General features: G+C 61.1%; 28 protein-coding genes. 11 read left to right on the forward strand and 17 right to left on the reverse strand.

Annotated features, from left to right (window positions below):
- Positions 1–14: 14 nt before the first annotated feature.
- Positions 15–1,469: a transporter substrate-binding domain-containing protein gene (locus Ga0074115_RS09700; protein ID WP_060528463.1), complete on the reverse strand. Its 1,455-nt coding sequence runs from the start codon at positions 1,467–1,469 to the stop codon at positions 15–17.
- Positions 1,470–1,998: 529 nt separating this feature from the next.
- On the opposite strand from Ga0074115_RS09700, the gene Ga0074115_RS09705 reads away from it, so the two are divergent.
- On the forward strand, positions 1,999–2,922 hold the full coding sequence (locus tag Ga0074115_RS09705; RefSeq protein WP_057956429.1) for a L,D-transpeptidase family protein: 924 nt from the start codon (positions 1,999–2,001) through the stop codon (positions 2,920–2,922).
- Positions 2,923–3,033: 111 nt separating this feature from the next.
- On the opposite strand, the gene Ga0074115_RS09710 is transcribed toward Ga0074115_RS09705, so the two are convergent.
- From Ga0074115_RS09710 to Ga0074115_RS09740, 7 genes are all read right to left on the reverse strand, one after another.
- A complete protein-coding gene (locus Ga0074115_RS09710) occupies positions 3,034–3,318 on the reverse strand; it encodes an Lpp/OprI family alanine-zipper lipoprotein (RefSeq protein WP_005958585.1) in 285 nt (94 codons plus the stop codon).
- A 132-nt stretch (positions 3,319–3,450) separates the two neighbouring features.
- Positions 3,451–5,100, reverse strand: coding sequence for a gamma-glutamyltransferase (gene ggt, locus Ga0074115_RS09715; RefSeq protein ID WP_057956430.1), 1,650 nt, complete (start codon positions 5,098–5,100; stop codon positions 3,451–3,453).
- A 41-nt stretch (positions 5,101–5,141) separates the two neighbouring features.
- Positions 5,142–5,393, reverse strand: coding sequence for a YfhL family 4Fe-4S dicluster ferredoxin (locus tag Ga0074115_RS09720; RefSeq protein WP_006473569.1), 252 nt, complete (start codon positions 5,391–5,393; stop codon positions 5,142–5,144).
- Positions 5,394–5,494: 101 nt separating this feature from the next.
- Complete coding sequence (gene coaD, locus Ga0074115_RS09725; protein WP_005958582.1) at positions 5,495–5,980, reverse strand: pantetheine-phosphate adenylyltransferase; 486 nt, start codon at positions 5,978–5,980, stop codon at positions 5,495–5,497.
- A gap of 63 nt (positions 5,981–6,043) precedes the next feature.
- Positions 6,044–6,628, reverse strand: a complete 585-nt coding sequence (rsmD, locus tag Ga0074115_RS09730; protein ID WP_057956431.1) for a 16S rRNA (guanine(966)-N(2))-methyltransferase RsmD — start codon at positions 6,626–6,628, stop codon at positions 6,044–6,046.
- Between the two features lie 22 nt (positions 6,629–6,650).
- On the reverse strand, positions 6,651–7,955 hold the full coding sequence (locus Ga0074115_RS09735) for a M16 family metallopeptidase (RefSeq protein WP_060528464.1): 1,305 nt from the start codon (positions 7,953–7,955) through the stop codon (positions 6,651–6,653).
- Between the two features lie 24 nt (positions 7,956–7,979).
- Positions 7,980–9,350 carry a M16 family metallopeptidase gene (locus Ga0074115_RS09740; RefSeq protein WP_060528465.1) on the reverse strand — a complete coding sequence of 457 codons (1,371 nt, stop codon included), beginning with the start codon at positions 9,348–9,350 and terminating at the stop codon, positions 7,980–7,982.
- Between the two features lie 371 nt (positions 9,351–9,721).
- On the opposite strand from Ga0074115_RS09740, the gene ftsY reads away from it, so the two are divergent.
- The 4 genes from ftsY to rpoH all read left to right on the forward strand — a co-directional run bounded on the left by ftsY (position 9,722) and on the right by rpoH (position 13,341).
- Positions 9,722–10,705, forward strand: a complete 984-nt coding sequence (gene ftsY, locus Ga0074115_RS09745; RefSeq protein WP_057956433.1) for a signal recognition particle-docking protein FtsY — start codon at positions 9,722–9,724, stop codon at positions 10,703–10,705.
- 27 nt (positions 10,706–10,732) lie between these two features.
- Positions 10,733–11,407, forward strand: coding sequence for a cell division ATP-binding protein FtsE (gene ftsE / locus Ga0074115_RS09750; RefSeq protein WP_039959456.1), 675 nt, complete (start codon positions 10,733–10,735; stop codon positions 11,405–11,407).
- Positions 11,407–12,369, forward strand: a complete 963-nt coding sequence (ftsX, locus tag Ga0074115_RS09755; RefSeq protein WP_057956434.1) for a permease-like cell division protein FtsX — start codon at positions 11,407–11,409, stop codon at positions 12,367–12,369. Before ftsE ends, ftsX begins: the two co-directional genes overlap by 1 nt.
- Before the next feature lie 123 nt (positions 12,370–12,492).
- On the forward strand, positions 12,493–13,341 hold the full coding sequence (rpoH, locus tag Ga0074115_RS09760; RefSeq protein WP_057956435.1) for an RNA polymerase sigma factor RpoH: 849 nt from the start codon (positions 12,493–12,495) through the stop codon (positions 13,339–13,341).
- A 65-nt stretch (positions 13,342–13,406) separates the two neighbouring features.
- On the opposite strand, the gene Ga0074115_RS09765 is transcribed toward rpoH, so the two are convergent.
- The 6 genes from Ga0074115_RS09765 to bioB form a co-directional block, all read right to left on the reverse strand.
- On the reverse strand, positions 13,407–13,937 hold the full coding sequence (locus tag Ga0074115_RS09765; RefSeq protein ID WP_057956436.1) for a lipid-binding SYLF domain-containing protein: 531 nt from the start codon (positions 13,935–13,937) through the stop codon (positions 13,407–13,409).
- A gap of 323 nt (positions 13,938–14,260) precedes the next feature.
- A complete protein-coding gene (gene bioD, locus Ga0074115_RS09770) occupies positions 14,261–14,926 on the reverse strand; it encodes a dethiobiotin synthase (RefSeq protein ID WP_057956446.1) in 666 nt (221 codons plus the stop codon).
- Positions 14,926–15,774: a malonyl-ACP O-methyltransferase BioC gene (gene bioC, locus Ga0074115_RS09775; RefSeq protein ID WP_057956447.1), complete on the reverse strand. Its 849-nt coding sequence runs from the start codon at positions 15,772–15,774 to the stop codon at positions 14,926–14,928. The genes bioD and bioC overlap by 1 nt, the downstream gene beginning before the upstream one ends.
- A 20-nt stretch (positions 15,775–15,794) precedes the next feature.
- Positions 15,795–16,565 (reverse strand): pimeloyl-ACP methyl ester esterase BioH, encoded by a 771-nt coding sequence (bioH, locus tag Ga0074115_RS09780; protein ID WP_057956437.1) that lies wholly within the window; start codon positions 16,563–16,565, stop codon positions 15,795–15,797.
- Entirely contained in the window at positions 16,565–17,731 is a 1,167-nt protein-coding gene (gene bioF, locus Ga0074115_RS09785) for an 8-amino-7-oxononanoate synthase (protein WP_057956438.1), read from the reverse strand. Before bioF ends, bioH begins: the two co-directional genes overlap by 1 nt.
- 58 nt (positions 17,732–17,789) lie before the next feature.
- Positions 17,790–18,794 (reverse strand): biotin synthase BioB, encoded by a 1,005-nt coding sequence (gene bioB, locus Ga0074115_RS09790; RefSeq protein ID WP_060528466.1) that lies wholly within the window; start codon positions 18,792–18,794, stop codon positions 17,790–17,792.
- An 80-nt stretch (positions 18,795–18,874) separates the two neighbouring features.
- Between bioB and Ga0074115_RS09795 the strand changes: the two genes are divergently transcribed.
- The 3 genes from Ga0074115_RS09795 to Ga0074115_RS09805 are packed head-to-tail and all read left to right on the forward strand — an operon-like array spanning position 18,875 to position 21,100.
- Complete coding sequence (locus tag Ga0074115_RS09795; protein ID WP_232433027.1) at positions 18,875–19,591, forward strand: ComF family protein; 717 nt, start codon at positions 18,875–18,877, stop codon at positions 19,589–19,591.
- A 39-nt stretch (positions 19,592–19,630) separates the two neighbouring features.
- Positions 19,631–20,497, forward strand: a complete 867-nt coding sequence (gene ampE, locus Ga0074115_RS09800) for a regulatory signaling modulator protein AmpE (protein ID WP_057956440.1) — start codon at positions 19,631–19,633, stop codon at positions 20,495–20,497.
- Positions 20,498–20,500: 3 nt separating this feature from the next.
- Complete coding sequence (locus Ga0074115_RS09805) at positions 20,501–21,100, forward strand: histidine phosphatase family protein (protein WP_057956441.1); 600 nt, start codon at positions 20,501–20,503, stop codon at positions 21,098–21,100.
- Here the strand turns inward: Ga0074115_RS09805 and Ga0074115_RS09810 are convergent.
- Positions 21,079–21,654 carry a TrmH family RNA methyltransferase gene (locus Ga0074115_RS09810; RefSeq protein ID WP_057956442.1) on the reverse strand — a complete coding sequence of 192 codons (576 nt, stop codon included), beginning with the start codon at positions 21,652–21,654 and terminating at the stop codon, positions 21,079–21,081. The genes Ga0074115_RS09805 and Ga0074115_RS09810 overlap by 22 nt on opposite strands.
- A gap of 76 nt (positions 21,655–21,730) precedes the next feature.
- Between Ga0074115_RS09810 and Ga0074115_RS09815 the strand changes: the two genes are divergently transcribed.
- The 3 genes from Ga0074115_RS09815 (at position 21,731) to Ga0074115_RS09825 (ending at position 23,140) form a co-directional block, all read left to right on the forward strand.
- A complete protein-coding gene (locus Ga0074115_RS09815; RefSeq protein WP_057956443.1) occupies positions 21,731–22,153 on the forward strand; it encodes a DUF420 domain-containing protein in 423 nt (140 codons plus the stop codon).
- 67 nt (positions 22,154–22,220) lie between these two features.
- A complete protein-coding gene (locus tag Ga0074115_RS09820) occupies positions 22,221–22,472 on the forward strand; it encodes an FmdB family zinc ribbon protein (RefSeq protein WP_005958563.1) in 252 nt (83 codons plus the stop codon).
- Between the two features lie 14 nt (positions 22,473–22,486).
- The gene (locus tag Ga0074115_RS09825) at positions 22,487–23,140 is read left to right on the forward strand and encodes a cytochrome b/b6 domain-containing protein (protein WP_157292728.1); all 654 of its coding nucleotides are present in this window, start codon (positions 22,487–22,489) and stop codon (positions 23,138–23,140) included.
- A gap of 9 nt (positions 23,141–23,149) precedes the next feature.
- On the opposite strand, the gene Ga0074115_RS09830 is transcribed toward Ga0074115_RS09825, so the two are convergent.
- Positions 23,150–23,854 carry an SIMPL domain-containing protein gene (locus Ga0074115_RS09830; protein WP_232433028.1) on the reverse strand — a complete coding sequence of 235 codons (705 nt, stop codon included), beginning with the start codon at positions 23,852–23,854 and terminating at the stop codon, positions 23,150–23,152.
- Positions 23,855–24,078: 224 nt separating this feature from the next.
- Positions 24,079–24,549 (reverse strand): signal peptidase II, encoded by a 471-nt coding sequence (lspA, locus tag Ga0074115_RS09835; RefSeq protein WP_006473551.1) that lies wholly within the window; start codon positions 24,547–24,549, stop codon positions 24,079–24,081.
- Position 24,550: the final 1 nt, after the last annotated feature.

The raw sequence follows: 24,550 nt of genomic DNA on the forward strand, positions 1-24,550 counted from the left end.
GCGCACTTCGCTGATTAAGAGTTTCTTCCGCATGTCAGATACAAAGTATATTTTGGCAAGTTCAAAAATAGACTGCCAATACTTTCGGAACGATTAATATTCAGGGCCTTATCGAGGATCGACACCAATGGTACCCACGCTGGATCCTGGTGTACCGCGAAACGCTGCAGTGCCGGACCAAATCCGGGGTCACCGCTAAAGTGCAGATTGCTAAGCTGCTGCTCTTCAATTAGCCATTGCGCTACCGAGCGGTTTCCCACATAGGCGTCCACCTCACCCCAAGAGAGTTTTTTCAGCGCCTCCAGCGTATTGGAAACAGGCAATAACTCAATCTGCGGATGGCCTTGCAGTTGCTTCATGGTGGAGAAGCCATTCTCAATGGCGACTTTGCGCCCATAGAGATCCTCAATGGTGTGAATTGCCTGCTCATCCTTGCGTGTGACTATGGCCTTCATCACCGTAAAAAACTCACTGGTAAACCAGAGATCCCTGGCGCGCTCCTCTGTTTGTACAATCGACATGCCGAGTTTGAGTTCACCCGAGCTGACCCTGGCCAGCATCTGCTTGAAGGTGGGGCCAGGATGAACCCGAAACTCAACCTTGAGACGTTCGCCAATCAGTTCGAGGTAGTCATGGGCAATACCGCTGTGCAGCCCCTGCTGATTCATGAAGTCAATTGGCGGCCAGGCCCCATCCACTCCAATCTCGATCACAGGATGCCGATCCAGCCAGGCGCGTTCTTCCGCGTTCAGTGTCAGCTGCGGCATCGATATCCTGCCGCTGTCCCGCCCCGCCCCCCAGCGATCGGCGATCACCTGAAACTCCTGGGGGCTGATCTGCTTCAGTCCCGCATCAATCAGATCCAACAACTGCGCATTGCCCTCACGCACAGCACCACGATAGTCGCGAGAATAGAAGGGCCGATCTGAGAGACGGCGAAATGGGTTCGGCTCACCTGTCTTTGCGAAAAAATGACTTAGATTGGCGGCGGGGGAGATAAACGCCTTCACCCGGCCCTCAAGGGCCGCTTGGTAGAGTGTCTCAAAGTTATCGAAGAGCACCAGTGAGACCCCTTTGAGGTGCTCTCTGGCGTAGCTATGGGTAAATCCTTTGGGCACACCGATGACAAACCCTTCGAGATCCGCCTCCGTTTTCACTCCGAGGATGTTTTTGTGCAGGTAGAAGAAGTATTCGATCCCGATGGTGGGCCGGGTGAACTCATAGAGCTGATCCCGTTGTGCCGAGTAGAACATGCCGGCATGCAGATCGGCCTCGCCACTGCGCACCATCTCCAAAGAGCGCTCCCAGCTAGTCTGTTTGAAGGCTACCGGGATGCCGCTCTTTTGCGACCAGAGCCGCCAGATATCGGGCAGAATGCCGGCGGCCCTGCCGTCAGCATCGGTAAATTTGAAGGGCGGGGTGCCGGCATTGTAGACCACCACCAGCGGTCCGGATGTGGGTGAATCCATCTCTGCGACGGCCCAGGTATATTGGCAAGCCAGCAACCACAATAACGCGGACACCACCCTCCCGATCCAGACCTGGCCAGCCGCTATTGCTGTCATGCCCACTTATACTCGCTGAATCGCACTCTGCACCGTTTCAATCTCTCACAAGCTATTCACTCAAAAATCGTAGTTGAAGATCAGCCGCAGGTCATTCCTTGGTTACCTCAAACAAGCCCGTGTACTCCCCAGCCCAGCTAAAAAAATAATCCGCCAATCACGCAAACAACGCGACTATTGTGTAAACCCGGTTATGCCACTTCAGCCCGTTATCCGACACTCTTATTCGCGTTCATCTGAGTGTTTTGCGGACTGAATCCCTGCCTTTATCGATATTGATGCTCACCCGGATTTCTTCCAAAATAGGCGGGCTTCAACGGCAGAGCTTTTTCGAGTCGCACCGCTTGAGGCGGTAGTTTATCCAAATTGAATTAATCTTCGGTTTCTAAGCTAGAATAGCGGCGATCATCCTATAGATAAGTTCGAGCTGTTGATGCGTTTGCCCTATTTCATACTGTTCTGTCTTGGCCTGAGCTGGCTCCAGACATCCGCTGCGCTGACATTCTCACTGCCACCCGAGGGCGAGGATCTGGTCGGTGAACTCATCGAGCTCAAGACCCGTTACGAGGATACCTTTTCCGATATTGCGCGAGGCCACGACATGGGGTTCCGCGAGGTCAGCCAGGCCAACCCTGGAGTTGATGCCTGGCTACCGGGCGAGGGTACAGAGATCTTTGTCCCACAACTATTTATCCTGCCCGATGTTCCCCGCGAAGGGGTCGTCATCAACCTGGCAGAACTGCGCCTCTACTACTACCCCAAGGATCAGGCGCAGGTAATCACCTATCCGCTCGGCATCGGCCGGGAAGGCTGGGGCACACCGGAGGGCGCTACCCATGTGATCAGGAAACGAGCCCACCCATCCTGGTATGTGCCTGAATCGATCCGTCAGGAGCATCAGCAGATGGGCGATCCTCTGCCTGAAGTCATGCCGCCCGGCCCCGATAATCCGCTCGGGGAGTATGCCGTCTACCTCGGCATGCGCGGCTACCTGCTGCACGGCACCAACAAGCCCTATGGGGTCGGCATGCGAGTCAGCCACGGCTGCATCCGCCTCTATCCAGAGGATATCGAGGAATTTTTTCGGCAGATTCCAGTGAATACGCCGGTGCGGATCATCAATCGTCCTTACAAGGCGGGCTGGCGGGATGGGCAACTCTACGTCGAGGCGCACCCCCCACTCAATGAACAGATAAAAGTGGAAGGGCGAAACCACACCGGCCTGGTGACGGCGATGATCACCAAGCTAGGAGAGGACCGGAGACAGCCTGACTGGGACATCCTGCAGACCATCGCAAGAGATCAAACCGGCATCCCGGAGATCGTGCCACTCAGCGAGCTGCCCGGCGACAACTGATCTGCTGCAACTGCGTTGTTTCTATCGGGCAAGAGAAAACCCCGGAGCCTGATGACATCCGGGGTTCTTTCGCTCCGTTTCACCCCACGGGGGTCAGCGGAAATAGCGGCCTTATTTTGCCATCGCCTTCTCAGACATGCGGCTGCAGCGCTCGCTGCACTTACGCGCCTCAGCAGCAGCCTCATTTGCCGTAGCCATCGCCTTGTCCGCAGTCCCCTGGGCCGATGCAGCATCCAGCTCAGCTGTCTTGGCAGCCTTATATGCAGCATCTGCAGCATTCTGAGCAGCCTGTGCCTCCTTCCGCACCTCCTCAATCTGAGCGGTGGTTGCACAACCGGCCAGCAGGCCCAGGCTCAGAATCATGGCGGAGGCTTTCAGCATCTTGGTGGTTTTCATCTCTTTCTATCTCTCTTTTTCCGTGGAAAAACTGGGCGTTCGGTCACAAATCTTGATCCAAAAACCCAATAATTTCAATGCCAGATCGTAAATCTTTTTTAACTTGCATTAGATCTGCAGATCTATCAGGACTCACCAAATCACAGTACGTCCCGAACCTCGTGGATCACTCGCGCCAGTGACCTGGCCACTACGGCGATCCCAATAAAGCGCCTGCATATTGCCATACTCACGCTCCAGGCGGTGAAGTATATGGCCCATACTCTGCAATTCAGTCACAGTTTTGTCGTCAAACGCACCAGCCTCATACTCTACCCGATCCGGCAGGTACTGATGATGAAATCGCGGCTGGCGAACCCATTGCGCAATCGGCTGACCATCGGCCAGCTCCAGAATCGCCAGCAGCACCATACTGATGATGCGCGAGCCTCCAGGCGTACCCAGCATTGCCACGCCAGCATCACTCTCAACAAAGGTGGGTGACATGCTCGACAACATCCGTTTGCCTGGCGCGATGGCGTTCGCTTCACCGCCGACCAGGCCATAGACGTTGGGCACTCCGGGGCGGGCCGAAAAGTCGTCCATCTCATCGTTGAGCAACACTCCAGTGCCGGCCGGCACAAAGGCCGCACCAAACGGATAGTTGATGCTGAGGGTCGCCGCGACCCGGTTGCCCTCCCGGTCGATGATCGAAAAATGGGTGGTATCAGCGCCCTCGGTAGCCTTTGAAACCGGCTGCGGGGTACTTGGCGTAGCACGCTCAAGCTGAATATCCCGCGCCAGCCCGGCGGCATACCAGGGGTGAGTCAGCGCCTGTAGCGGCATATCGACAAAGTCCGGGTCGCCCAGATAGTCGGCGCGATCCCGGTAGGCCCGGCGCATCGCCTCGATCATCAGATGGACCCGCTGCACCCGAGGCAGGTCGTCGATCTGAAATCCCTCGAGGATATTGAGCATGGTCACCAGCACCACCCCTCCAGATGAGGGCGGTGCCGCACTGATGATCTTGAGCTCACCATAACGGCCGCGGATCGGCTCGCGCTCGACCACCTGATATTGCTGCAGATCCTGCAGGCTCCAGATGCCACCCGCGTCGCGCACCCCTTTGACTAAACGCTGGGCGAGTTCGCCCGCATAGAAACCATCTCGGCCTTTGTCGGCCAACAGCTGCAGGGTGCTGGCCAGGTCAGGCTGGCGGATCAGCTCACCCTCGGCCGGGATCTCCCAGTCGTGCAGAAACTGCCCAGCCGCCGCCGGTGAGCTGCGCAGGGCATCCAGACGCCACTCAGCCATGCGCCGATAGTGCCGGTCCACCGGAAACCCATTCCGCGCCAGACGGATCGCCGGCGCCAGCGATCGGCTCAGTGGCAGGCGGCCATAGTGTTCGGCCAGATGAACCAATGCCGCGGGCTCGCCGGGAATCCCCGCCGCCAGCGCCCCGTCGATGGAACGCCCCGGCACTACCTCGCCTGCCTCATCCAGGAAGAGATCCCGGTGGGCCGCCAGCGGCGCCCGCTCGCGCCCATCCAGCATCACCTGCCGGCCATCGCTGGCCCGCTGCAGCAGCCAGAAGCCGCCCCCGCCGAGACCAGAACTATAGGGTTCCACCACCGCCAGCGCAGCACTCACCGCAACCGCAGCATCGAAGGCATTGCCGCCAGCTTCGATAACCTCACGCCCCGCCTCGGTGGCAAGCGGGTGGGCGCTGGCAATGCCCGCCGCGTTGGGGGCGGCTCCCTGCACACTGCCACTGACCAGCAGTAAAAAGAAAAGGCCCCACATGGAGGCCTTCCTGCAGAAGATCATGAGCCAACTAATGCCAATCACTCTTCGCCAGTGATCCGCTGATATTTGGCATAGAGCTCTTCCTGGGTCTCTTCGTGCTCCGGATCTTTCGGAATACAATCTACCGGGCAGACCTCGACACATTGGGAGGTATCATAATGACCGACGCATTCGGTACAGAGATCGGGGTCGATCTCGTAAATCTCGTCACCCTGGGTGATCGCACCATTGGGACATTCGGGCTCACAAACGTCACAGTTGATACATTCATCGGTGATTATCAACGCCATTATCACTTCTCCTCATTCAAAGACATCTGCCCGATTCTAGCAGCCTGCCAAACACTAAATAAAACCCATCAAACAGGGAAACCACCTTGCCCTGCCTGAAATCATTCCACGGTATTGAAACGCCGCTCCAGCGCCGTCTGTACTGCCGGCGGCACAAACTCGGAGGTATCGCCACCCAGGACCGCAATCTCCTTCACCAGGCTCGACGAGATGAAGGCGCACTGTTCCGCCGGGGTGAGAAACATCGTCTCCAGGGTCGGCGCGAGGCGCCGATTCATACTCGCCAGCTGGAATTCATATTCAAAGTCCGACACCGCACGCAACCCCCGCAGGATCACGTCGCCCCCTTGAGCCTGCACGAATTCCACCAGCAGGTTGTTGAACGGCTTCACCTCCACATTGGCACAATCCGCGAACACCGTTTCGGCCAACTCAACCCGCTGTGCCAGATCAAAGGCCGGATGTTTGCCGATATTGACTGCAACCGCAAGGATCACCTTGTCAAATAGTTTCGAGGCCCGCTCCACCAGATCACAGTGGCCATTGGTAATCGGATCGAAAGTTCCAGGATAGACGGCGATCGGCATCGATTTGAGTACTCAATTGGGGGCAATGATAGTAACAGAATTGTTTTACCGGAATGACATATATCATCCGCCATCCTGCCGAGGGCGGGCCAGCCCGAAACAGACTTGGCCGGCACGCTTCTCCCGCAGCAGTTCCCAGCCGTCGGGCGGTGCGAGCCCACGCCCAGCATCATCCTCCAGATAGATCCTCGCCCCCTCAGCCAGCCAGCCATTTTCACTCAACAGCCGGCAACACTCCGACAGCAACTGCGCGCCAAAGGGGGGATCAAGAAACACAATATCGAAGGGGGTAGCTGCACCACGCAGCCAAGCCAGGGCATCAGCGCGCATCACCGAGACGACCTCGCCGAGCCGCAACAGCTGCCGGCTCTGCTCCAGCTGGGCAACCGCCTGGGGTGCGCTGTCGAGCATCACCACCTGGCTGGCGCCACGGGAGGCCGCCTCCAGCCCCAGCGCGCCGCTGCCGGCAAACAGATCAAGACAGCGCGCCCCGGGAATCAGCGGCTGCAGCCAGCTAAACAGGGTCTCGCGCACCCGATCCCCGGTCGGCCGCAAGCCAGGCAGATCGGCAAACGGGAGCCTGCGTCCCCGATGCAAACCGCCGATGATGCGCACCTGATTGGCGGCAGAACGCCCCCGCGCCCTCATCTGACACAGATCGCAAATAACATTACGAGCCCTGCCGTCCTACCCGTACCGTGACCAGGCGATCGGGGTGGATGCGACGACGAAACGCATCGCGCACCTGCCTGACGGTAACCGCTTCAACCTTGGCAGTGACGCTGTCGAGATAGTCGAGCGGCAGATCGTAGAAGCCGATCACCGCCAGATACTCAACGATCTTGCTGTTGGAGGCGATGCGCAGCGGGAAGCCACCGGTAATGTTCTGCTTCGCCGCCTTCAGCTCCGCCGCCGTGGGGCCCTCTGACACATAGCGCTTGAGGGTATCGAGCAACACCTGCTGCGCCTGATCCGCCTGAACGTTCTTGGTCTGTAGACCGAGCTGGAAGATGCCGCTCTGGCGCATCGGCAGGAAGTAACTGTAGACGCTGTAGGAGAGACCGCGCTTCTCACGCACCTCCTCGCTGAGAATCGAGACCAGCCCGCTGCCACCCAGCACATGATTACCCACATAGAGGGCGAAGTAGTCGGGATCGCCCCGCTTCATGCCCGGCTGCCCCAGGTAGATATGACTCTGGGAAGAGGGAAACTCGATCGACTCCAGCTGCACCTGGCCGATCGGCGCCACCTCGGGCAGCGCCGGCGCGGGCTCGCCTTCGGTCAGACCGGCGGTGACCTGCTCGGCGATCTGTTCCGCCTGCGCTCGGTCCACCGCACCGACGATGGCGACCACCGCATTGCGCGCCACATAGAGCCGCCGATAGGTCGCCAGCAGATCCGCTCGGGTCAGCGCCTTCACCGAGGCCTGACTACCCTCCACCGGATGGGCATAGGGGTGATCGCCAAACACCAGCCGGTAGAGCGCCTTCTTGCCGATAGCCCCCGGCGACTGCTCATCCGCCAGCAGGCTCGCCAGGGTCGCCTGGCGCTCCCGTTCCAGATCTTCCGGCTCGAAACGCGGATTTGCAACCACCGCCGCCAGGGTCTCCAGCCCGGTGGCGAGGGGCTTGGCGTCGGTCAGACTGCGCAAGGCCACCCAGGCCATGTCGCGCAGCGAGCCCACTACCAGCTCCGCCCCCACGTTCTCCAGCCGCTCGGCGATCTGATCGGCGCTCCACTCACCGGCGCCCTCCCCCATCAGGGTATTGGTCAGGCTGGTGACCCCTGGCTTGCCGCCATCCCGCGCACTGCCGGCATCAAACACCAGTCGCACATCCACCATCGGCAGCTCCGGTGCCGCCACAAACAACACCCGGGCACCCTTGCTGGTGTGCCAGCTCTGGATCGTCGGCCCGGCCTGCAACTGGGCTACGAACAGCAGCAGCGACAAAACTAGCCAGAATTTTCTCTTCATTCCATTCACGCTTCGACTCCTCGTTTAACCACCGTGACGCCCGCCAGCAGCCGCCCGCGGGCGGCGCTGCTTGCCATCCAGCGGCAGCGGATCGAGCACCGCCACGCTGAGGTTGTCGTCAATCAGATATTTCTGCGCCACCTGCTGCACCTGCTCGGCGGTGACCTCCTTGAGGCGAGCCACATACTCATCCCCGAGCCGCCAGTCGAGCCCTACCGTCTCCAGCTGACCCAGCAGCATCGCCTGGTAGAAAATCGAATCCTGCTCGTAGACCTTGCCGGCGATCAACTGGTTGCGCACCCGCTCCAGCTCCGCCTCGCTGACCCGCTCACTCTTGAAACGCTCCACCTCGGCACGCAGTTGCTGCTCCAAGGTCTCCAGCGAACCGTCCGGGGTCGGCGTGGCATCCAGCATCAACATGCCGGAGAGTCGACTGAAGGCGCTGTAGCTGGCATCCACCGAGGCTGCCACCTTGCTGCCGCGCACCAGATTGCGCTCCAACCGGGCGCTCGAGCCGCCATCCAGCACATGCGCGAGCATCTCCAGCGCGTAGGCCTCCCAGGCACCTTCGGCGCTTGCCAGCACCGGTGTCTTGTAGCCCATCAGAATGTAGGGCTGGCGCGCCGGCGCCTTCACCTGCAGCCGTTTGATGCCGCGCTGGGGCGGCTCGCTGCGCGGCTTGAGGGGGCGGATTTGCTCCGGCTTGAGCGGGCCAAAGTGTTGCTCAGCCAGGGCGAAGATCGCTTCTGGCTGCACATCGCCGACCACCACCAGGGTGGCGTTGTTGGGTGCATACCACTGACGGTACCAGGCGTGTAGATCATCGATCTGCATCGTCTCCAAATCGCTCATCCAGCCGATCACCGGAATCCGGTAGGGGGAGACCTGATAGGCGGTGGCCTTGAACTGCTCGTAGGTGAGTGACTGCGGCTTGTCCTCGGTGCGCATGCGCCGCTCCTCCTTGACCACCTCGACCTCCTTGAGGAACTCCGCCTCCGGCAGGGTTAGGTTGCGCATCCGGTCTGCCTCCAGCTCGAATGCCACCGGCAGGCGGTCACTGGCCAGGGTCTGGAAATAGGCGGTGTAGTCGCGCCCGGTAAAGGCGTTCTCCTGCCCGCCATTGGCGGCGATGATGCGCGAGAACTCCCCCGGCGGATGTCTCTCGGTACCCTTGAACATCATGTGTTCCAACACATGGGAGACGCCGGTGATGCCGCCATGCTCATAACTAGAGCCGACCTTGTACCAGACCTGGGTAACGGCGATGGGGGCACGGTGATCCTCCTTGACGATCACCTTCATGCCGTTCTCCAACAACCGTTCGTGAACCTCTGCCTGCAGCGGCGCCACGACCAGGCTGCCGGCAAAAAAACCAATCAACAAGGCTCTCTTCATCTTCTCTCCCGAATGTCTGCCCGGTAGATAAAACCTCGGACGCGGCAGGAAAAAGCCCCCCCACTGCGCTACTCGAACCGGAGAAGAAGGGGCAAAACCCCTTCTCAACATTCTGTTAAAAAACCAAATTCCTGTTTTACTTGCCCCCACGGGCTTGTAAAAATAGCCGATCAACGGGCGGGAACCCGGTGCCGCGGCATTGTTTCAGAGGCAATCTGGAATGTCCAAGCGGCAGCAGACTGTATAGAGTCTGTCACTGGCGCCGAGTTCCATATGGAGCCTCTGGATGGGTCTGGGCGAGCAGAATGTGGCCCGCAAGACTCCCGTCCATGATTTATTCAGAGGCTCCCAAACAGTAGCGGGAACGGTTTATGTTTGGATTCGGAAAGAAAAAAGCTGAGGCGCAAAGCACCGAAGCAGTCGTGGAACAGCGCGAAAAGGGGCTCTTTTCCCGCCTCAAGGAGCGCCTCTCCCGCACCCGCAGCAACCTGAGCGATGGCCTCGCCAACCTACTGTTGGGGCGCAAGGAGATCGACGATGAGCTGCTGGAGGAGCTGGAGACCCTGCTGCTCACCGCCGACGTCGGCGTCGACGCCACCAGTCGCATCATCGATGACCTCGCCGGGCGGGTAAAGCGCAAAGAGCTGAGCGACCCCGAAGCACTCAGCCGCATTCTCAAGCAGCAGCTGCTGGCGATCCTTGAATCCTGCGCGACCCCACCACCGCTCCCCCCCCCGGGCCGGCCGCTGGTAGTGCTGATGGTCGGCATCAACGGCGCCGGTAAGACCACCACCATCGGCAAACTGACGCGGCGTCTGAAACACGAAGGCCAAGAGGTGATGCTGGCGGCGGGCGACACCTTCCGCGCCGCCGCAGTGGAGCAGCTGCAGAGCTGGGGCGAGCGCAATCAAGTACCGGTGGTGGCGCAACATACCGGCGCCGACTCCGCCTCGGTGATCTTCGACGCCCTGCAGGCCGCCACCGCTCGCAACATCGATGTACTGATCGCCGACACCGCTGGGCGACTGCACACCAAGACCAACCTGATGGATGAGCTGGCAAAGATCGCCCGGGTGCTGAAAAAGATCGACCCTGAAGCCCCCCACGAGGTACTACTGGTGGTGGACGCCGGCACTGGCCAGAACGCGGTCAACCAGGCGCTGCAGTTCAACCAGACTGTGAACCTCAGTGGGGTGGTGATCACCAAGCTCGACGGCACCGCCAAGGGCGGCGTGATCTTCGCCATCGCCGACAAACTCAAGCTGCCGATCCGCTTCATCGGCGTCGGCGAGTCGGTGGAGGATCTGCGCGAGTTCAACCCGCAAGAGTTTGTCGACGCGCTCTTCGAGCGGTAGGCGGATGAGGAGCCTCTTCGCATGGCGATGATCCACTTCGACAACGTTACTAAACGCTACCCCGGCGGTCACGATGGCCTCAACAACGTCACCCTGCGGGTCGAGGATGGCGAGATGGTCTTCCTCACCGGCCACTCCGGCGCCGGCAAGAGCACCCTGCTAAAACTGATCGGTCTGCTGGAGCGCTCTAGCCGCGGCCAGGTGCACGTCAACGGACGCAATCTAAACCGGCTGCGCTCACGCCACATCCCCTACCACCGGCGCGAGGTCGGCATGATCTTCCAGGATCATCGCCTGCTGCCCGACCGTACCGTATTCGACAATGTGGCGCTGCCGCTAATCGTCACCGGTCTCGGTCACAAGGAGATCGGCCGCCGGGTGCGCGCCGCGCTGGACAAGGTCGGGCTGCTGCGCAAGGAGCGAGCGGCCCCGGTCACCCTCTCCGGCGGCGAGCAACAGCGGGTCGGCATCGCCCGCGCGGTGGTCAGCAAACCGCCGCTGCTGCTGGCCGACGAGCCCACCGGCAACCTCGATCCGGAGCTCTCACGGGAGATCATGGATCTGTTCACCCAGTTCAACCAGGTCGGCGTCACGCTGATGATCGCGACCCATGATCTCGACCTGATCGCGCGCATGGGGCGCCGTATCCTGACCCTCAGCAACGGCCATCTGACCCGCGACAACCGCCGGGAGCTGTACTGATGGCCCGCCCCCGCAATCTGCAGTTCAAGCGTCGCAGCCGCCTGCGCCTAGACACTTGGCTGCTGCGCCATCTGCAGGTGGCGATCAGCTCGCTCGGACGCTTGCTGCACGCCCCTCTCGCCACCCTGATGACCTCGGCGGTAATCGGCATCGCACTGGCGTTGCCGATCGGCCTGCATGTGCTGCTGAACAACCTGGAGGCGCTCAGCGGCAACTGGGAGAGCGGCGCCAGCATCTCCCTGTTCCTCAAGCAGGAGATCAGCGACCAACAGGCGCGCACGCTGCAGCAGCGGCTGGCACGCCACTCGCGGATCGCCGAAATCCGCTTTGTCTCCAAGGCCCAAGCACTGGCGGAGTTTCGCCGCCTGAGCGGCTTCGACGAGGCACTCGACACGCTGGGCGGCAACCCACTGCCGGCGTTGCTGATCATCCAACCAAACATCGACCAAGCCACCGCAGAGCGCGCCCAGCGGCTGCTGCAGGAGTTGAAAAAGCTGCCTGAGGCCGACATCGTTCAGCTCGATATGCAGTGGGTCAGGCGACTGCAGGCGATCACCGAAATTGCCCAGCGCGGGGTGCTGGTACTGGCCGGCCTGCTCGGTATGGCGGTGCTGCTGATCATCGGCAACACCATCCGGCTGGAGATCCAGAACCGTCACGGCGAGATCGAGATCAGCAAACTGATTGGCGCCACCAACGCCTTCATCCGCCGCCCGTTTCTCTATACCGGACTCTGGTACGGGCTGTTTGGCGGCATCATCGCCTGGCTGCTGGTCGCCAGTTCCATCGGCCTGCTGAGCAGCCCGGTGGCAGAGCTGGCACTGCTCTACGAAACCGCCTTCAGCCTTTCCTCAATCGACTCGCTGATGGTGTTGAATATCTTCAGCGGTAGCGCCCTGTTGGGGCTGCTCGGCTCCTGGGTCGCGGTGGGACGCCACCTCAGCGCCATCGAACCGACTTAGTCCACGTAGTTCAGATCCTTACGCGGGAACCCTTTTGCCTCCTGTTGGTCTTATTCATCAGAAATTGGCACTCTCCCGACATGAGTGCTAACATGATTTAGCAGTAAACTACTGGGGTATTAGATGACTAAGGAACTCACCATTCCCATCGCTCTGCCGACCGGCAGTTTCGACGCCTATGTCGGCGCAGCCTATCAGCTGCCGATGCTGAGCGCAGAGGAAGAGCGCTCGCTGGCGCTGCAGCTGCGCGACCAGCAGGACCTGCAGGCTGCCCGCATGTTGGTGATGTCCCACATCCGCTTTGTCATCCGTATCGCCCGCGGCTACTCCGGCTACGGCCTGGCATTGCCCGATCTGGTACAGGAAGGCACGGTCGGCCTGATGAAGGCGGTAAAACGCTTCGACCCGGATGTGGGCGTGCGTTTGGTCTCCTTCGCCGTGCACTGGATCAAAGCGGAGATCCACGAGTTCATCCTGCGCAACTGGCGCATCGTCAAGGTCGCCACCACCAAGGCACAGCGCAAGCTCTTCTTCAATCTGCGCAGCAGCAAGAAGCGGCTCGGCTGGTTCTCCCGGGAAGAGGTCGAGGGTGTGGCCGAAGATCTGGGGGTAAAACCAGAGACTGTGCTACAGATGGAAGCGCGTCTCGCAGCCCGGGACCTTGCCTTCGATGGCCCAAACAGCGATGACGAAGATGCACCCGCCACACCGGCGGGATTCTTGCCGGATCACAGCATGGAGCCCTCGGCTCAGCTGGAGTCGACAGACAGCGCCGCTCATCTACAAGAGCAGTTGGGCACAGCCCTCGAATCACTGGACGAACGCAGCCGGGAGATTCTGCAGGCACGCTGGCTGAGCGAAAAGAAGGCGACCCTGCATGAGTTGGCCAAACGCTTTGGCGTCTCTGCTGAGCGCATACGCCAGATCGAAAAGGCTGCGATGAAGAAGCTCAAGGGGCAGATCGCTGCCTGAGCCAAGCTCTTCCCCCGAAAAGTAAAAGGCGGCCGGTGGCCGCCTTTTTCGCATCACAAGAATTGTTACTTGGACGTGTAGCTGAACTTCTGCCCACCGACACTCGCCTCATACATCAAACCACCTTTAGCGATGGTAAACACCGCCACCCCATTCTTGTAGTCGGCATCAGCGGAGACGCCTGCCTTCACCGCCACGGCCGAGGCCTGGGCTCCCAGCTCATAGTTGCCCTGCTTGAAGTCATCCAGCGTTTTTTTATCCTTGAAGAAGATGACCTCCCGATAGGCCTGGCCACCGAGCTGAAAACCAATGGTCAGCTGGGTCACAGAGGTATTGCCAATCGGCTTGCCCTGCTCGTAGACCACACCCTTGCCATAGGCACCCCCCAGGCCGAAACCACCCTTACCCACGGTAGGAAAGACCGCGTAGCCTCGCGCCTGATCAAAAAACGCCTGCAGATCCGGATCGGCCTTTTTGAATTCGGCGATCGCCTCATTCGCTTTTTTGACATCATTCGCATCCCAGGCCTGCAGCAGCTGTGAAAAGATCACCAAAAATAGCGCCAAAACCAGGCTGAATGGCTGCTTGAGTTTCATAGAAACACCTCCGCATCATTGATTATTGCTATCAGTAGACAGCATAGGTGAGATAACGCTTAAAGATGGACCCCGGTAGTCGGGCAGAGATGAGGAAAGTTTAAGGGGCCTCTGATTGCAGCAGCCAATACCCCGTTCCTTCGCGACACTGGTGACCGTCTCTCTGATATAGCTGGCACGGGAATCGTAATAACTTGCCAGGGCCTCTCTCCTCCCTAAAATGAGCGGGCATTCTGGCGCTTGCCCCCTTCAGGATAGAGCCCTTTACGGAGGCGGCGGGCGATTAAATCAGTGTTTTCTGGGCAAGGTAAGCTTGGGCCTTGTCAGAGCGTCAGGCACGCCGAAACTGCGGCTGCATCAGGTTGTGCCAGAAACGGCACCTCACCGACACAAGGGGCAGGCATCAGCGCCTTGAGACTCTGCAGATTTTCTTGCTGAATGAGCATGTCCGGGTCTACATGGTTGGCCACCCAGCCTACCAACTCCACCCCGGTGGCGAGAATCGCCTCGGCGCTCAGCAACGCATGGTTGATGCAGCCCAGGCGCAGCCCGACCACCAGGATCACCGGCAGCTGCAGCGCTTGGGGCAAATCAGAAACCGACAGACCAGCCTCCAGTGGCACACGCCACCCCCCCACCCCCTCAACCACCGTGCAATCACCCTGCGCTGCCAGCCATTGATAGGCCTGAAGGATCGTCTCGAGCCTGATCGAAACACCCGCCTGCTGCGCCGCCAGATGGGGTGCGATCGGTGGCTCAAAGGCATAGGGATTGACCCACTCATAGGGGACCGCGGTACTGGATTCGGCACGAATCCGGCTGGCATCCTCATTGCGCAAGCCTGCGGGAGTTGGCACGGCACCCGATGCCACCGGCTTCATCCCCAGCGTGCGGCAGCCGCAATCTTTCATCTGCCGCATCAAACCAAGGGTGATCTCAGTCTTGCCGCACCCGGTATCGGTGCCGGTAACAAAAAAGCCCCGCCGCATCATCGCAGGCCTTGTCGAAACATATCCAAAGAAATACTGGTGACCCCATCTTCTGTGCGTTGTTTCGGGGCCCAGGCGGAACCGTAGACCACCTCATAGGTGGCAGGCAGTCGTCCATCCCGGCGAAACGCCTCATAGGCCTGATACATCGCCTGCAGGCGTCCCTTACCGGTCAGCCCCTTATGACGCCCCCGGGTCACATTGTGCGCGCCGAGGGTCTTGAGATCCCGCATCAGCCCCGCCACCGCCTCATAGGTGAGGGTGACTCGCTCCACATCCACCACCGGGTCAGCAAAACCAGCGGACACTAGCGCATCGCCCACCTGATGCATCTCGGGGAAGGGGCTGACGTGGGGCATGCCATCCACCTGGGCCCAGCTATGGCGCAGCTCATGCAAGGTGTCGGGGCCAAAGGTGGAGAACATCAGCAGGCCATCGGGACGCAGTACCCGCAGCAACTCGCGGAAGGTGGCATTGAGATCATTGCACCACTGCAGCGCGGCGTTGGAATAGATCAGATCGACACTGGCATCCGCCAGCGGCAGCTGTTCCGCATCACCGCAGAGACAGCGCGGCTTTCGAAACAGTGGTCCGCGCCGGCGTGCCTGCTGCAACATCGGCAGGGCAAAATCGAGCGCGATCACCTGCGCCTTACGGTAGCGGGCCGCCAGCTTCGCCGTCGCCTCGCCAGTACCGGCACCGACATCAAGGATTACCGCCGGCTGATGGCGAATGTAGTCGAGCCGTTCGAGCATGCGCTGCGCAGTCTCCCGCTGCAGAACCGCCACCTCATCGTAGCGCGCCGCGGCACGGGCAAACGAGCGTCTCGCCTGATTCTTGTCTATCATCGGGGTCTCCGCAAACACCTTCACCGAACCGCCTTCAACAGCGCTTGCAACAGGCTCAGGGTCGCATCGGGATGGGAGAGAAATGGCGCATGGGCCGCGCCTGAAATTACCCCGACAGCGGCACCAGGCAGCAACTCAGCCAGCCCCTGCGCCGCAGCCTCGGGCACCAGGGTGTCGCGCTCGCCAAACAGCCAACCGTTCGGCACCTCCAACGCGGCCAGCTCTGCACGCAGATCGACCGACTTAAGCAGCGCCAGCCCCGCCTGCAGCGCCTCAGGATGAGGATCGGGCAACTCAGCCAGCCGGCTGCGCAGCAGACGCAGCTGCTCCCGTGACGCTTCACTGCCGCGCACCTGCAGGGCGAGAAAACGCTCCAGGGTCTTGCGGTGGTCACGCTGCAGGTTGGCGATGAACTGATCGAGGGTGCGAGGCTCCATCGCACAGGGCCACGCCTCAGCGGCGGCAAAGCGCGGCGTGGCAGCGATCCCAAGCAACGAAACAACCCGCTCCGGCGCATCCAACGCCGCCCTCAGCGCCAGCTGACCACCCAGCGACCAACCACACCAGATGGCCCGCGGCGGGGCCACCGCCAACACCGCATCGACCCAATCGGCCAGCGCGCTGCGACCACCCCAAGGGCTCTGCCCATGCCCCGGCAAATCAACCAAGCTGACCCGGTAGCTGACGGCCAGGCGCTCGGCGAATCCAGACCAGACCGCGCGGTTCATCCCCCAGCCGTGCAGCAGCAGCAGATCGGGACCACTGCCCAGCTGTTCGACATGCAGCCGCATCACAAACCCTCCGGGCGCAACTGCGCCAGTGCATCCAACAGCCGGTCGAGCTGCTCATCGGTGTGCGCAGCGGAGAGGGTCACGCGCAGCCGCGCGCTGCCCTCGGGCACGGTGGGCGGGCGGATCGCGCTGAGCAGAATCCCTGCTGTTTCTAGCTGCCGGCTCCAGGCCAGGGCAGTGGCTGCCGCGCCGGCGACGATCGGCTGGATCGGTGTCTGCGACGCCATCAACGGCAGACCCAACTGCTGCGCCCCTTGGCGAAAGCGGGCGATCAGTGCAACCAACCGCTGGCGTCGCCAAGGCTCACGCTGCACGATCCGTAGCGCGGCGCGGGTCGCCTCGGCCATCGCCGGCGGGGAGGCGGTTGTATAGACGTAGGGGCGGGCCTGCTGGATCAGAGTCTCGATCAGGCTCTCACTGCCGGCGACAAAGGCGCCAAAGCTGCCCAGGCCCTTGCCCAGAGTGCCCATCAGGATCGGCACCTCTGCCGCATCCAGGCCGAACTGTTCCAGGCTGCCGCTGCCATGTTCACCCAGCACACCGAGACCGTGGGCATCATCCACCATCAGCCAGGCATCGTGCGCCTTTGCCAGCCGGGCCAGCGCCCCCAGAGGCGCCAGATCACCGTCCATGCTGAACACCCCATCGGTGGCGATCAGTCTGCGTCCGCTCTGAGTATCGGCCAGCAGCCGCTCCAGCACGGCCAGATCGGCATGGGGATAGCGCCTGAGCCTAGCCCGACTCAGTAGGCCGCCGTCGATCAGCGAGGCGTGGTTGAGGCGATCCTGGAAGATCGTGTCGCCACGATCGGTGAGGGCGGCAAGTACCCCCAGGTTGGCCATGTAACCGGTGGAGAAGAGCAGTGCCCGCTCACGCCCGGTGAACTCGGCCAGCTCCTCCTCCAGGGCATGGTGGGCAGCACTGTGGCCGCTGATCAGGTGCGCCGCGCCACTGCCGGCACCCCAGCGGTCGATACCGGCGTGCATCGCCGCCTTCAGCTCCGGATGGTTGGCCAGCCCCAGATAGTCGTTGGAACAGAACGCCAGCATCGACCGGCCATCCAGCTGCAGTTCAGGCTGCTGTGGGCTCTGCAGCAGACGGCGGCTGCGATAGAGGCCATCGCGACGACGCTGCTGGAGCCGCTTGTCGAGGCTTTTCTCGGTCATCCGCTCATAACCCACCACCGATTCGCGCTGCGAGTAGCGCTCCTACCACTGCCATCACCTATGCCGACTTGCGGCACGGCCCCTTGGCCGCCTTCACCATGCTCTCTACGCTCACCTCCATCGTAAGGCCGAGGCGGTCGAACAGCTGCCGGTCGGCATCCGTCTCAGGATTATCGGTGGTCAGCAGGCGCTCACCATAGAAGATCGAATTGGCGCCAGCCAGGAAACAGAGCGCCTGGGCCTCATCGCTCATCTCAGCGCGTCCGGCGGAGAGGCGCACGTAGGATTCGGGCATTAGCAGGCGCGCCACCGCAATGGTGCGGATGAACTCCAGATGATCGATGCCCTCCGCGTTATAGAGCGGGGTGCCCTCCACCGGCACCAGCATGTTGATCGGCACCGATTCGGGGTGACGTGGCAGGTTCGCCAGCTCCTGCAGCATGCGCGCCCGGTCACGACGCGACTCGCCCATGCCGAGGATGCCGCCGGAGCAAACGTTGATGCCGGCATTGCGCACATGGGCTAGGGTATCGAGGCGATCCTCAAAGGTGCGAGTGGTGATCACCTCGCCGTAGAACTCGGGGGAGGTATCAAGATTATGATTGTAGTAGTCGAGTCCCGCCTCGCTCAGCCGCTTGGCCTGGGCCTCGGTCAACATGCCGAGGGTGATACAGGTCTCCATGCCCATCCCGTGCACCGCCTCGACCATCTCGATCACCCGCTCCAGATTCTTGTCGGTGGGATTGCGCCAGGCCGCCCCCATGCAGAAGCGGCTGGCGCCTTTCGCCTTGGCCGCCGAGGCGGCCTCGACCACCTCACCCACCGGCAACAGCCGCTCGGGCTCCACATCGGTATTGTATTTGGCGCTCTGGGAGCAGTAGCCACAATCCTCGGAGCAGGCGCCAGTCTTGATGCTGAGCAGACTGCTGACCTGCACCTGATTCGGATCGAAGTGGGCCCGGTGCAGAGTCTGAGCGCGGAACAGCAGGTCGTTGAAGGGGAGATCCAGCAGCGCTTCGATCTCCTCGATGCGCCAGTCATGACGTAGAATGGTGTCGTTCATATCAGCCTGCCCAGGGAAAATGGATTCAAACCCCGGCATGTTAAAGATCACAGCCCACCTGTCAACCAAGAATGGACACCATGGTTTACAATTGGATAGATCTCATACAAGAGACCTTCTTCCCCTCCCGCTGCCTGCTCTGTGGCGGGAAGGCCCGGCATGGACGGGATCTATGCGACGCCTGTGATTCTGCACTTTTCCACAACCTCAGCCCCTGCCACCGCTGCGCCCTGCCTCTCCCCCCTGGCACCCCGGCAGGATCGATCTGTGGCCACTGCATCAGCAAGCCGCCACCCCTCGAGCACTGCTACGCACCACTGATCTACGACAATGCCCTCTCCCATCTGGTAACCGGCCTGAAGTTCCACAATAAACTGCAGCATGCACAACTGTTTGCCTGGCTGCTGTGTCGTTATCTGTGCGAACAGCAGGCAGCGATGCCAGATTTGCTGCTACCGGTGCCGCTGCACCCCGATCGCCAGCGCCAACGCGGCTATAACCAGGCGCTGGAGATCGCCCGCCCCATCGCCCGGCGGTTCGGGCTGAAGCTGGCCAGCCATCAGGTAGAGCGACTGCGTGACACCCACGCCCAAGCCGACCTGGATAAAAAGAAACGCCAACAGAACATGCGCGGCGCATTTCGCGTCAGCGACGGGATCGAAATGCAGCACATCGCCCTGCTCGATGATGTGGTCACCACCGGCAGCACCGTGTCGGAGCTCGCCCGCACTCTGCAACGCGCCGGCGCCGAGCGGGTTGATGTCTGGGCCGTCGCCCGCACACCCCAGGCCCTCTAGTGCTTGAAAGTTGGCACACCTTTGGGGACACTGCCGACCATGAGCCTGCTAATAATTATCAGTTGCCTGATCGCCGAGCGTTTTCTGCTGCAGCAGCAGGAGTTGCGCGACCCACATTGGTTTGCCCGCTATAGCAGCTGGTATCAGGAGCAGGAGCTATCATCCAAGCTCACCCAGGGCTTTGGCGGTGTCATTGGCCTGCTGCTGCCACCTCTACTGCTGGTGGCGCTACTACAGGCACTGCTCGATGGCATGTTGTTTGACCTGCCCAGCCTGCTGTTTGCCGGCGCACTGCTGCTGTTCTGCTTCGGTCCACAGGATTTGGACCAGCAGGCCAGCCGCTTTGTCGAAGCCCGCGAGCGGGGCAACGAGGACCAGGCGCGGGTAATCGCCCGCCAGCTCATCGGCGACGAACCGCCGACCCAGGAGCCGGCCTACTCCCAGGCAGTAACCGAAGGCATCCTCAGCCAAGCCAACAGCCGACTGTTCGCTGTGATCTTCTGGTTCCTGCTGCTTGGCCCGCTGGGCGCCATACTCTACCGTGTTGCCAGCTTGCTGCCCTCCAGCCACCTGGCCGATGAGAGCCTCGACTTCTACCACGCCAGCCGCGACCTGCTGGGCCTGCTCGACTGGCTGCCGGTACGCATCACCGCATTCTCCTACGCAATTGCCGGGAGCTTTGAGGATGCGCTATTCGCCTGGCGCAACTATTCCGAGAACAGCAGCGGTGGCCTGCTGGTGGCCACCGGCAGCGGCGCACTGCGCATGAGCAACGTGTTAGAGCAGGCCGAGGTCTCAAGCAATGACGGCCTCTATCTGATAGAGGCGGCAATGAGCCTGGTATGGCGCGCACTGATCAGCTGGATCCTGCTGCTGGCGCTACTCACCCTCGCCGGCTGGATCTGAGTCATGCCGGAGAAGACCACCCTAGACCTGCTGCGCCACGGTGAGCCCCGCGGCGGGCGCCGCTACCGCGGCCAGATCGACGATCCGCTGAGCGAACGGGGCTGGCAACAGATGTGGCATGCTGCCTCCGGCGACACCCCCTGGCAACGCATCATCACCTCACCGCTACGCCGCTGCAGCGAGTTTGCCCAGCAACTAAGCGAACGGCTGGCGATCCCCATGGAACATGACGAGCGCCTGATGGAGGTCGGCTTTGGCAGTTGGGAGGGCCACAGCAGCAGCGAACTGCGCACCCAATTAGCGGAGAAGATGAGGCACTTCTACCACGACCCGGTCTACCACCGGCCAGACGGCGCCGAGTCCCTGGAGGGCTTCAGTAGGCGGGTCAACGCGGCAGTAACAGAGACCCTCGAACAGCACCCAGGCAAGCATCTGCTGATCGTCGCTCACGCCGGCGTAATCCGCACCGTCATCGCCCGCACCCTACGCGCACCGCTGTTCGCGATGTACCGGATGTCGATCCCCACCGCCTCGATCAGCCGCATCCAGATTACGGCGGAGCGGCCGCCTACGGTGATGTTTCAAGGGCGACGCAAGCTCTGATCTTCAGCGGCATGCTGACGCACATACTCAAACATCACCACCGAGGCGGCCACCGCCACGTTGAGGCTCTCCACCTGACCGAACTGGGGGATCGAGAGGCAGCCGATATCCGGGTACTCCTCAGGCTCGAAGCTGTGGCCAAACTCCTCGTGGCCGAGTACAAAGGCGCACTTTTGCGGCAGCGGGGTGTCGATCAGTGAATCACCACAGCCTGCGTCGAGGGTAATCAACTGATAGCCCCGCCGCTTCAGCTCGGCATGGCTCTCCTTAAATCGCTCAAAAAAGCGTGCCGGCACCTTTTTGAAAGAGCCCTTGGCCGGCGAGGGATCGAAGGGGCCGATATTCACCAGATGGATCTCATGGGCGCCAAACGCCTCGGCGCTGCGGAAGATCTTCGCCACATTGAAACCCGCCTTCATATGATCGAGCACGATGATGAAGTCGTGCGGACCTGGCTGGGCCAGCAGGTTGCGGTTCTTCTGCTTGATGTAGCGGGCGAGCGCCTGATCGCGTGATTCGCGCCGTTCCCGTTTGCTTTTTCGCTGACGTAACATGGCTCGCCATGATACGTTCTGCCCGGATGTTAGCAAATAACAAAGCCGCCCCGGCCTGTTCCGAGTGAACACAAACATGCCCAGCTACCAGACACTCTTCACCTATTTCAGCCTGAGCTGGGCACTAATCGCCATCGCCCTGCTGCTGATCGCCTGGCGGGCCGTCAGAGCGGGCAGAATCAGACTGCACCGCAACCTGATGATGACGGTCACTGCCGGTGCCTGGCTGTTTGTCGCACTCTATCTGCTGCGCTACCGCTATCCTGAGCTAAAGGTCGAGGTGCCGCCGGAGTATGTCGGCTGGATCATCTTCCACGGCACCGTTGCGCTGCTGCCGCTGATCGGTGCTGCCCTGCTGATCGCCGCACGCCTGCTGGCAGGACCAGATAGCCACTTCAATCGGCACCACCGGCGCTATGGCCGACTGCTGATCCCGCTCTGGCTGTTCACCCACCTGGGCGGCATGGTTAACATCTACCTCTTCTATCCCACGTCTTAACGATTATCATTGCCAGCTCGATTTCACAGAGAATAACCTTTCAAAATTGCCGAGAGAGGAGCCAAAAATGCCCACATACGACTACTTCTGCGAGACCAACAGCCGCACCGTCGAGGTGAGCCACAAGATGAGTGAACTGCTCAGCACCTGGGGCGAACTCTGCGATAAGGCCAGCATCGAACCCGGCGACACCCCGTTGGATGCACCGGTGAAGAAGCTGCTGAGCGGCCCGGCAGTGATCAGTGGGGCCAGCCGCAACGAGGCGCCGCCCTGCGCCAGCGGTGGCTGCTGCCCCGGCGGCAGTTGCGGGCTGGAGTGATAGGGATGGAGTCAATGCCGGTCAGCCGAATCCGGGTCTGGAGCCGCTGGCTGCGTCTCAGCCACTGGACCATGGCGCTGGCGGTGTTCGGCCTACTCGCCTCTGGCTGGCTGATCGGTCATGCCCCCACGTTGCGCAGCGAGGCGGGGGAGTTCCATTCGATCTTCGCTGCACTATTGATCCCGGCACTGCTGGTACGGATCTATCTGCTCGTCCTTGGCCAAGGCAGCGATCACCTCTCCGACTGCGAACCTGACCGGCACCGCCTGCGGCAAGCCGGGCAGCTACTGCTCTTCTATTTCAGCCTGGGGCGCTTGCCGCTGCCCAAGTGGTACGCGCACAACCCACTGTGGGGGCCGATCTATCTGGCACTCTTCTTCTTTTTGGCGCTGGCGGCACTCAGCGGCCTAGCACTGCAGCGGGAGATCGCCTTCTGGGGCGGGATCAGTCTCCAGCACCTACACCAGCTCAGCTATCTGCTGATCGGCTGGTTTGCCCTGCTGCATATCCCTGCGGTATTCAGTCATGACGCCGCCGGCGAGGGTTCCGACATCTCCAGCATGGTCAGCGGCTTCCGCACCTTTCATGTCGAGCGCCCCGAGCAGGAGGCAGCTGGCAGCACCCAGAGCGTCTCGCTGGAGACACTGCGCCGCTCCCTCCGAAAATAGCCATCGACCTCAGGGGGTCAGTTCCACCACGCCGCTGACGTTCACCTGCACCTGCTGAGTGCCGGCCTGCAGTGGCGGGGCGCTAACCGCATCAGCCGCCATCTCCATCGCCATCATGCGCATCTGCCTCGGCTGGGGGATATTGCCACCACTGGTGATATTGAGTTCCACCAGCCGGTAGCTGGGACGCTGCCACGCCTTGGCGACCAGCGCAGCACGTGCGCGAAAATCGGTCAGCGCCTGTTCGATCAGCTCATCCTGGGCCACCTTACGTGCCGCAGATGAGACCTGATAGCTGATCGACTCCACCGCCAACTGCTTCTGCAGAGTGCCGATCAGATCGCTCAGCTTGGTGCTATCGTTGCTCTCCAGTCGCAGCGACTGGCGCACCCGCCAACCGGTGAGCACCTGCTTCCGGTAGATCGGGTTGGTACGGTAGTCGAGAGTCTGACTCTTCACCCCATCGGCCAACTTTGCCTGGCCGATCGCCCAGCCCATCTTGCGATTCACCTCGTTGGCCAGGGCAGCGGTGTTGGTGCCTTCGGTCTGCACATAGAGCACCGCCACCAGGGTATCGTTGGAGACCTGCTGCTCAGCACTAACCGCCAGCCGGACCCGGTCGTAGAGGGTGGCATCCTCATCGGCCTGAAGTGCCGGAATCGCAGCCAACAATAGCAGGCCGGCCAGCCCATTGAGCAGAATCTTGTTGCGCATCGTCATCTTCCTATCAGTTGTGCAAAAAATAACTATGCACCAAATCCTATTCCACGGCTGGAAAAATCTGTAGGAGCGCCCGCTTGCGGCGCGAATCAATCAGCGCAAAGGGTGTTCGCGGCGCAGGCGACACTCCTACAGGCTCTGGTGTTCTGAAACAGGAGCATAGAGAGAGGTGCGAGGTTCGTCCAACCGGAGTCGCTCAGGCGTTAGAAGGCAGCGGCTCAGTTTGAGCGTTTCGACGCCAGGAACAGCGAGTCGAAGATCAGCACCACCACCCCGACAGTGATCGCGGAGTCGGCAATATTGAAGGCGGGCCAGTACCACTGCTGGTAGTGGAGATGGATAAAGTCGATCACCTGACCGTAGAAGATTCGATCGACCACATTACCGATCGCACCGCCGATCACCAGCGACAGGGCCACCGCAACCCAGCGTTCCCCCCTGCCCAGGCGCCGCACCCAGAACACCAGATAGCTGGTCACCGCCAGCGCCAGGCCGATAAAAAACCAGCGCTGCCAGCCCCCCTGATCGCTGAGAAAGCTGAACGCCGCGCCCTTATTGTACATCAGGGTGAGATCGAAAAACGGCAGCAGATAGACCGGCTGATGCAGGTTGAGAAAAGCCTCAGCCAGCTGTTTGCTCAGCTGATCGAAAACGATTACAACCAATGCGAGCCAGAGCCAGCGCTGCATC

This window comes from endosymbiont of Ridgeia piscesae (genome assembly GCF_001443665.1).
GTDB lineage: Bacteria > Pseudomonadota > Gammaproteobacteria > Chromatiales > Chromatiaceae > Endoriftia > Endoriftia persephonae.

Bases quoted from the DNA above. Each gene is read 5' to 3' on its own strand.
- Ga0074115_RS09810 (WP_057956442.1), bottom strand. From the start codon at position 21,654: ATGTTACGTCAGCGAAAAAGCAAACGGGAACGGCGCGAATCACGCGAT.
- bioC (WP_057956447.1), bottom strand. From the start codon at position 15,774: ATGATAGACAAGAATCAGGCGAGACGCTCGTTTGCCCGTGCCGCGGCG.
- bioB (WP_060528466.1), bottom strand. From the start codon at position 18,794: ATGAACGACACCATTCTACGTCATGACTGGCGCATCGAGGAGATCGAA.
- bioF (WP_057956438.1), bottom strand. From the start codon at position 17,731: ATGACCGAGAAAAGCCTCGACAAGCGGCTCCAGCAGCGTCGTCGCGAT.
- Ga0074115_RS09795 (WP_232433027.1), top strand. From the start codon at position 18,875: ATGGTTTACAATTGGATAGATCTCATACAAGAGACCTTCTTCCCCTCC.
- Ga0074115_RS09825 (WP_157292728.1), top strand. From the start codon at position 22,487: ATGCCGGTCAGCCGAATCCGGGTCTGGAGCCGCTGGCTGCGTCTCAGC.
- Ga0074115_RS09705 (WP_057956429.1), top strand. From the start codon at position 1,999: ATGCGTTTGCCCTATTTCATACTGTTCTGTCTTGGCCTGAGCTGGCTC.
- Ga0074115_RS09820 (WP_005958563.1), top strand. From the start codon at position 22,221: ATGCCCACATACGACTACTTCTGCGAGACCAACAGCCGCACCGTCGAG.
- Ga0074115_RS09710 (WP_005958585.1), bottom strand. From the start codon at position 3,318: ATGAAAACCACCAAGATGCTGAAAGCCTCCGCCATGATTCTGAGCCTG.
- ampE (WP_057956440.1), top strand. From the start codon at position 19,631: ATGAGCCTGCTAATAATTATCAGTTGCCTGATCGCCGAGCGTTTTCTG.
- Ga0074115_RS09735 (WP_060528464.1), bottom strand. From the start codon at position 7,955: ATGAAGAGAAAATTCTGGCTAGTTTTGTCGCTGCTGCTGTTCGTAGCC.
- ftsY (WP_057956433.1), top strand. From the start codon at position 9,722: ATGTTTGGATTCGGAAAGAAAAAAGCTGAGGCGCAAAGCACCGAAGCA.
- bioD (WP_057956446.1), bottom strand. From the start codon at position 14,926: ATGCGGCGGGGCTTTTTTGTTACCGGCACCGATACCGGGTGCGGCAAG.
- lspA (WP_006473551.1), bottom strand. From the start codon at position 24,549: ATGCAGCGCTGGCTCTGGCTCGCATTGGTTGTAATCGTTTTCGATCAG.
- ggt (WP_057956430.1), bottom strand. From the start codon at position 5,100: ATGTGGGGCCTTTTCTTTTTACTGCTGGTCAGTGGCAGTGTGCAGGGA.
- Ga0074115_RS09805 (WP_057956441.1), top strand. From the start codon at position 20,501: ATGCCGGAGAAGACCACCCTAGACCTGCTGCGCCACGGTGAGCCCCGC.
- rsmD (WP_057956431.1), bottom strand. From the start codon at position 6,628: ATGAGGGCGCGGGGGCGTTCTGCCGCCAATCAGGTGCGCATCATCGGC.
- rpoH (WP_057956435.1), top strand. From the start codon at position 12,493: ATGACTAAGGAACTCACCATTCCCATCGCTCTGCCGACCGGCAGTTTC.
- Ga0074115_RS09720 (WP_006473569.1), bottom strand. From the start codon at position 5,393: ATGGCGTTGATAATCACCGATGAATGTATCAACTGTGACGTTTGTGAG.
- Ga0074115_RS09700 (WP_060528463.1), bottom strand. From the start codon at position 1,469: ATGGATTCACCCACATCCGGACCGCTGGTGGTGGTCTACAATGCCGGC.
- ftsX (WP_057956434.1), top strand. From the start codon at position 11,407: ATGGCCCGCCCCCGCAATCTGCAGTTCAAGCGTCGCAGCCGCCTGCGC.
- coaD (WP_005958582.1), bottom strand. From the start codon at position 5,980: ATGCCGATCGCCGTCTATCCTGGAACTTTCGATCCGATTACCAATGGC.
- ftsE (WP_039959456.1), top strand. From the start codon at position 10,733: ATGATCCACTTCGACAACGTTACTAAACGCTACCCCGGCGGTCACGAT.
- Ga0074115_RS09765 (WP_057956436.1), bottom strand. From the start codon at position 13,937: ATGAAACTCAAGCAGCCATTCAGCCTGGTTTTGGCGCTATTTTTGGTG.
- bioH (WP_057956437.1), bottom strand. From the start codon at position 16,565: ATGCGGCTGCATGTCGAACAGCTGGGCAGTGGTCCCGATCTGCTGCTG.
- Ga0074115_RS09740 (WP_060528465.1), bottom strand. From the start codon at position 9,350: ATGAAGAGAGCCTTGTTGATTGGTTTTTTTGCCGGCAGCCTGGTCGTG.
- Ga0074115_RS09830 (WP_232433028.1), bottom strand. From the start codon at position 23,854: ATGCGCAACAAGATTCTGCTCAATGGGCTGGCCGGCCTGCTATTGTTG.
- Ga0074115_RS09815 (WP_057956443.1), top strand. From the start codon at position 21,731: ATGCCCAGCTACCAGACACTCTTCACCTATTTCAGCCTGAGCTGGGCA.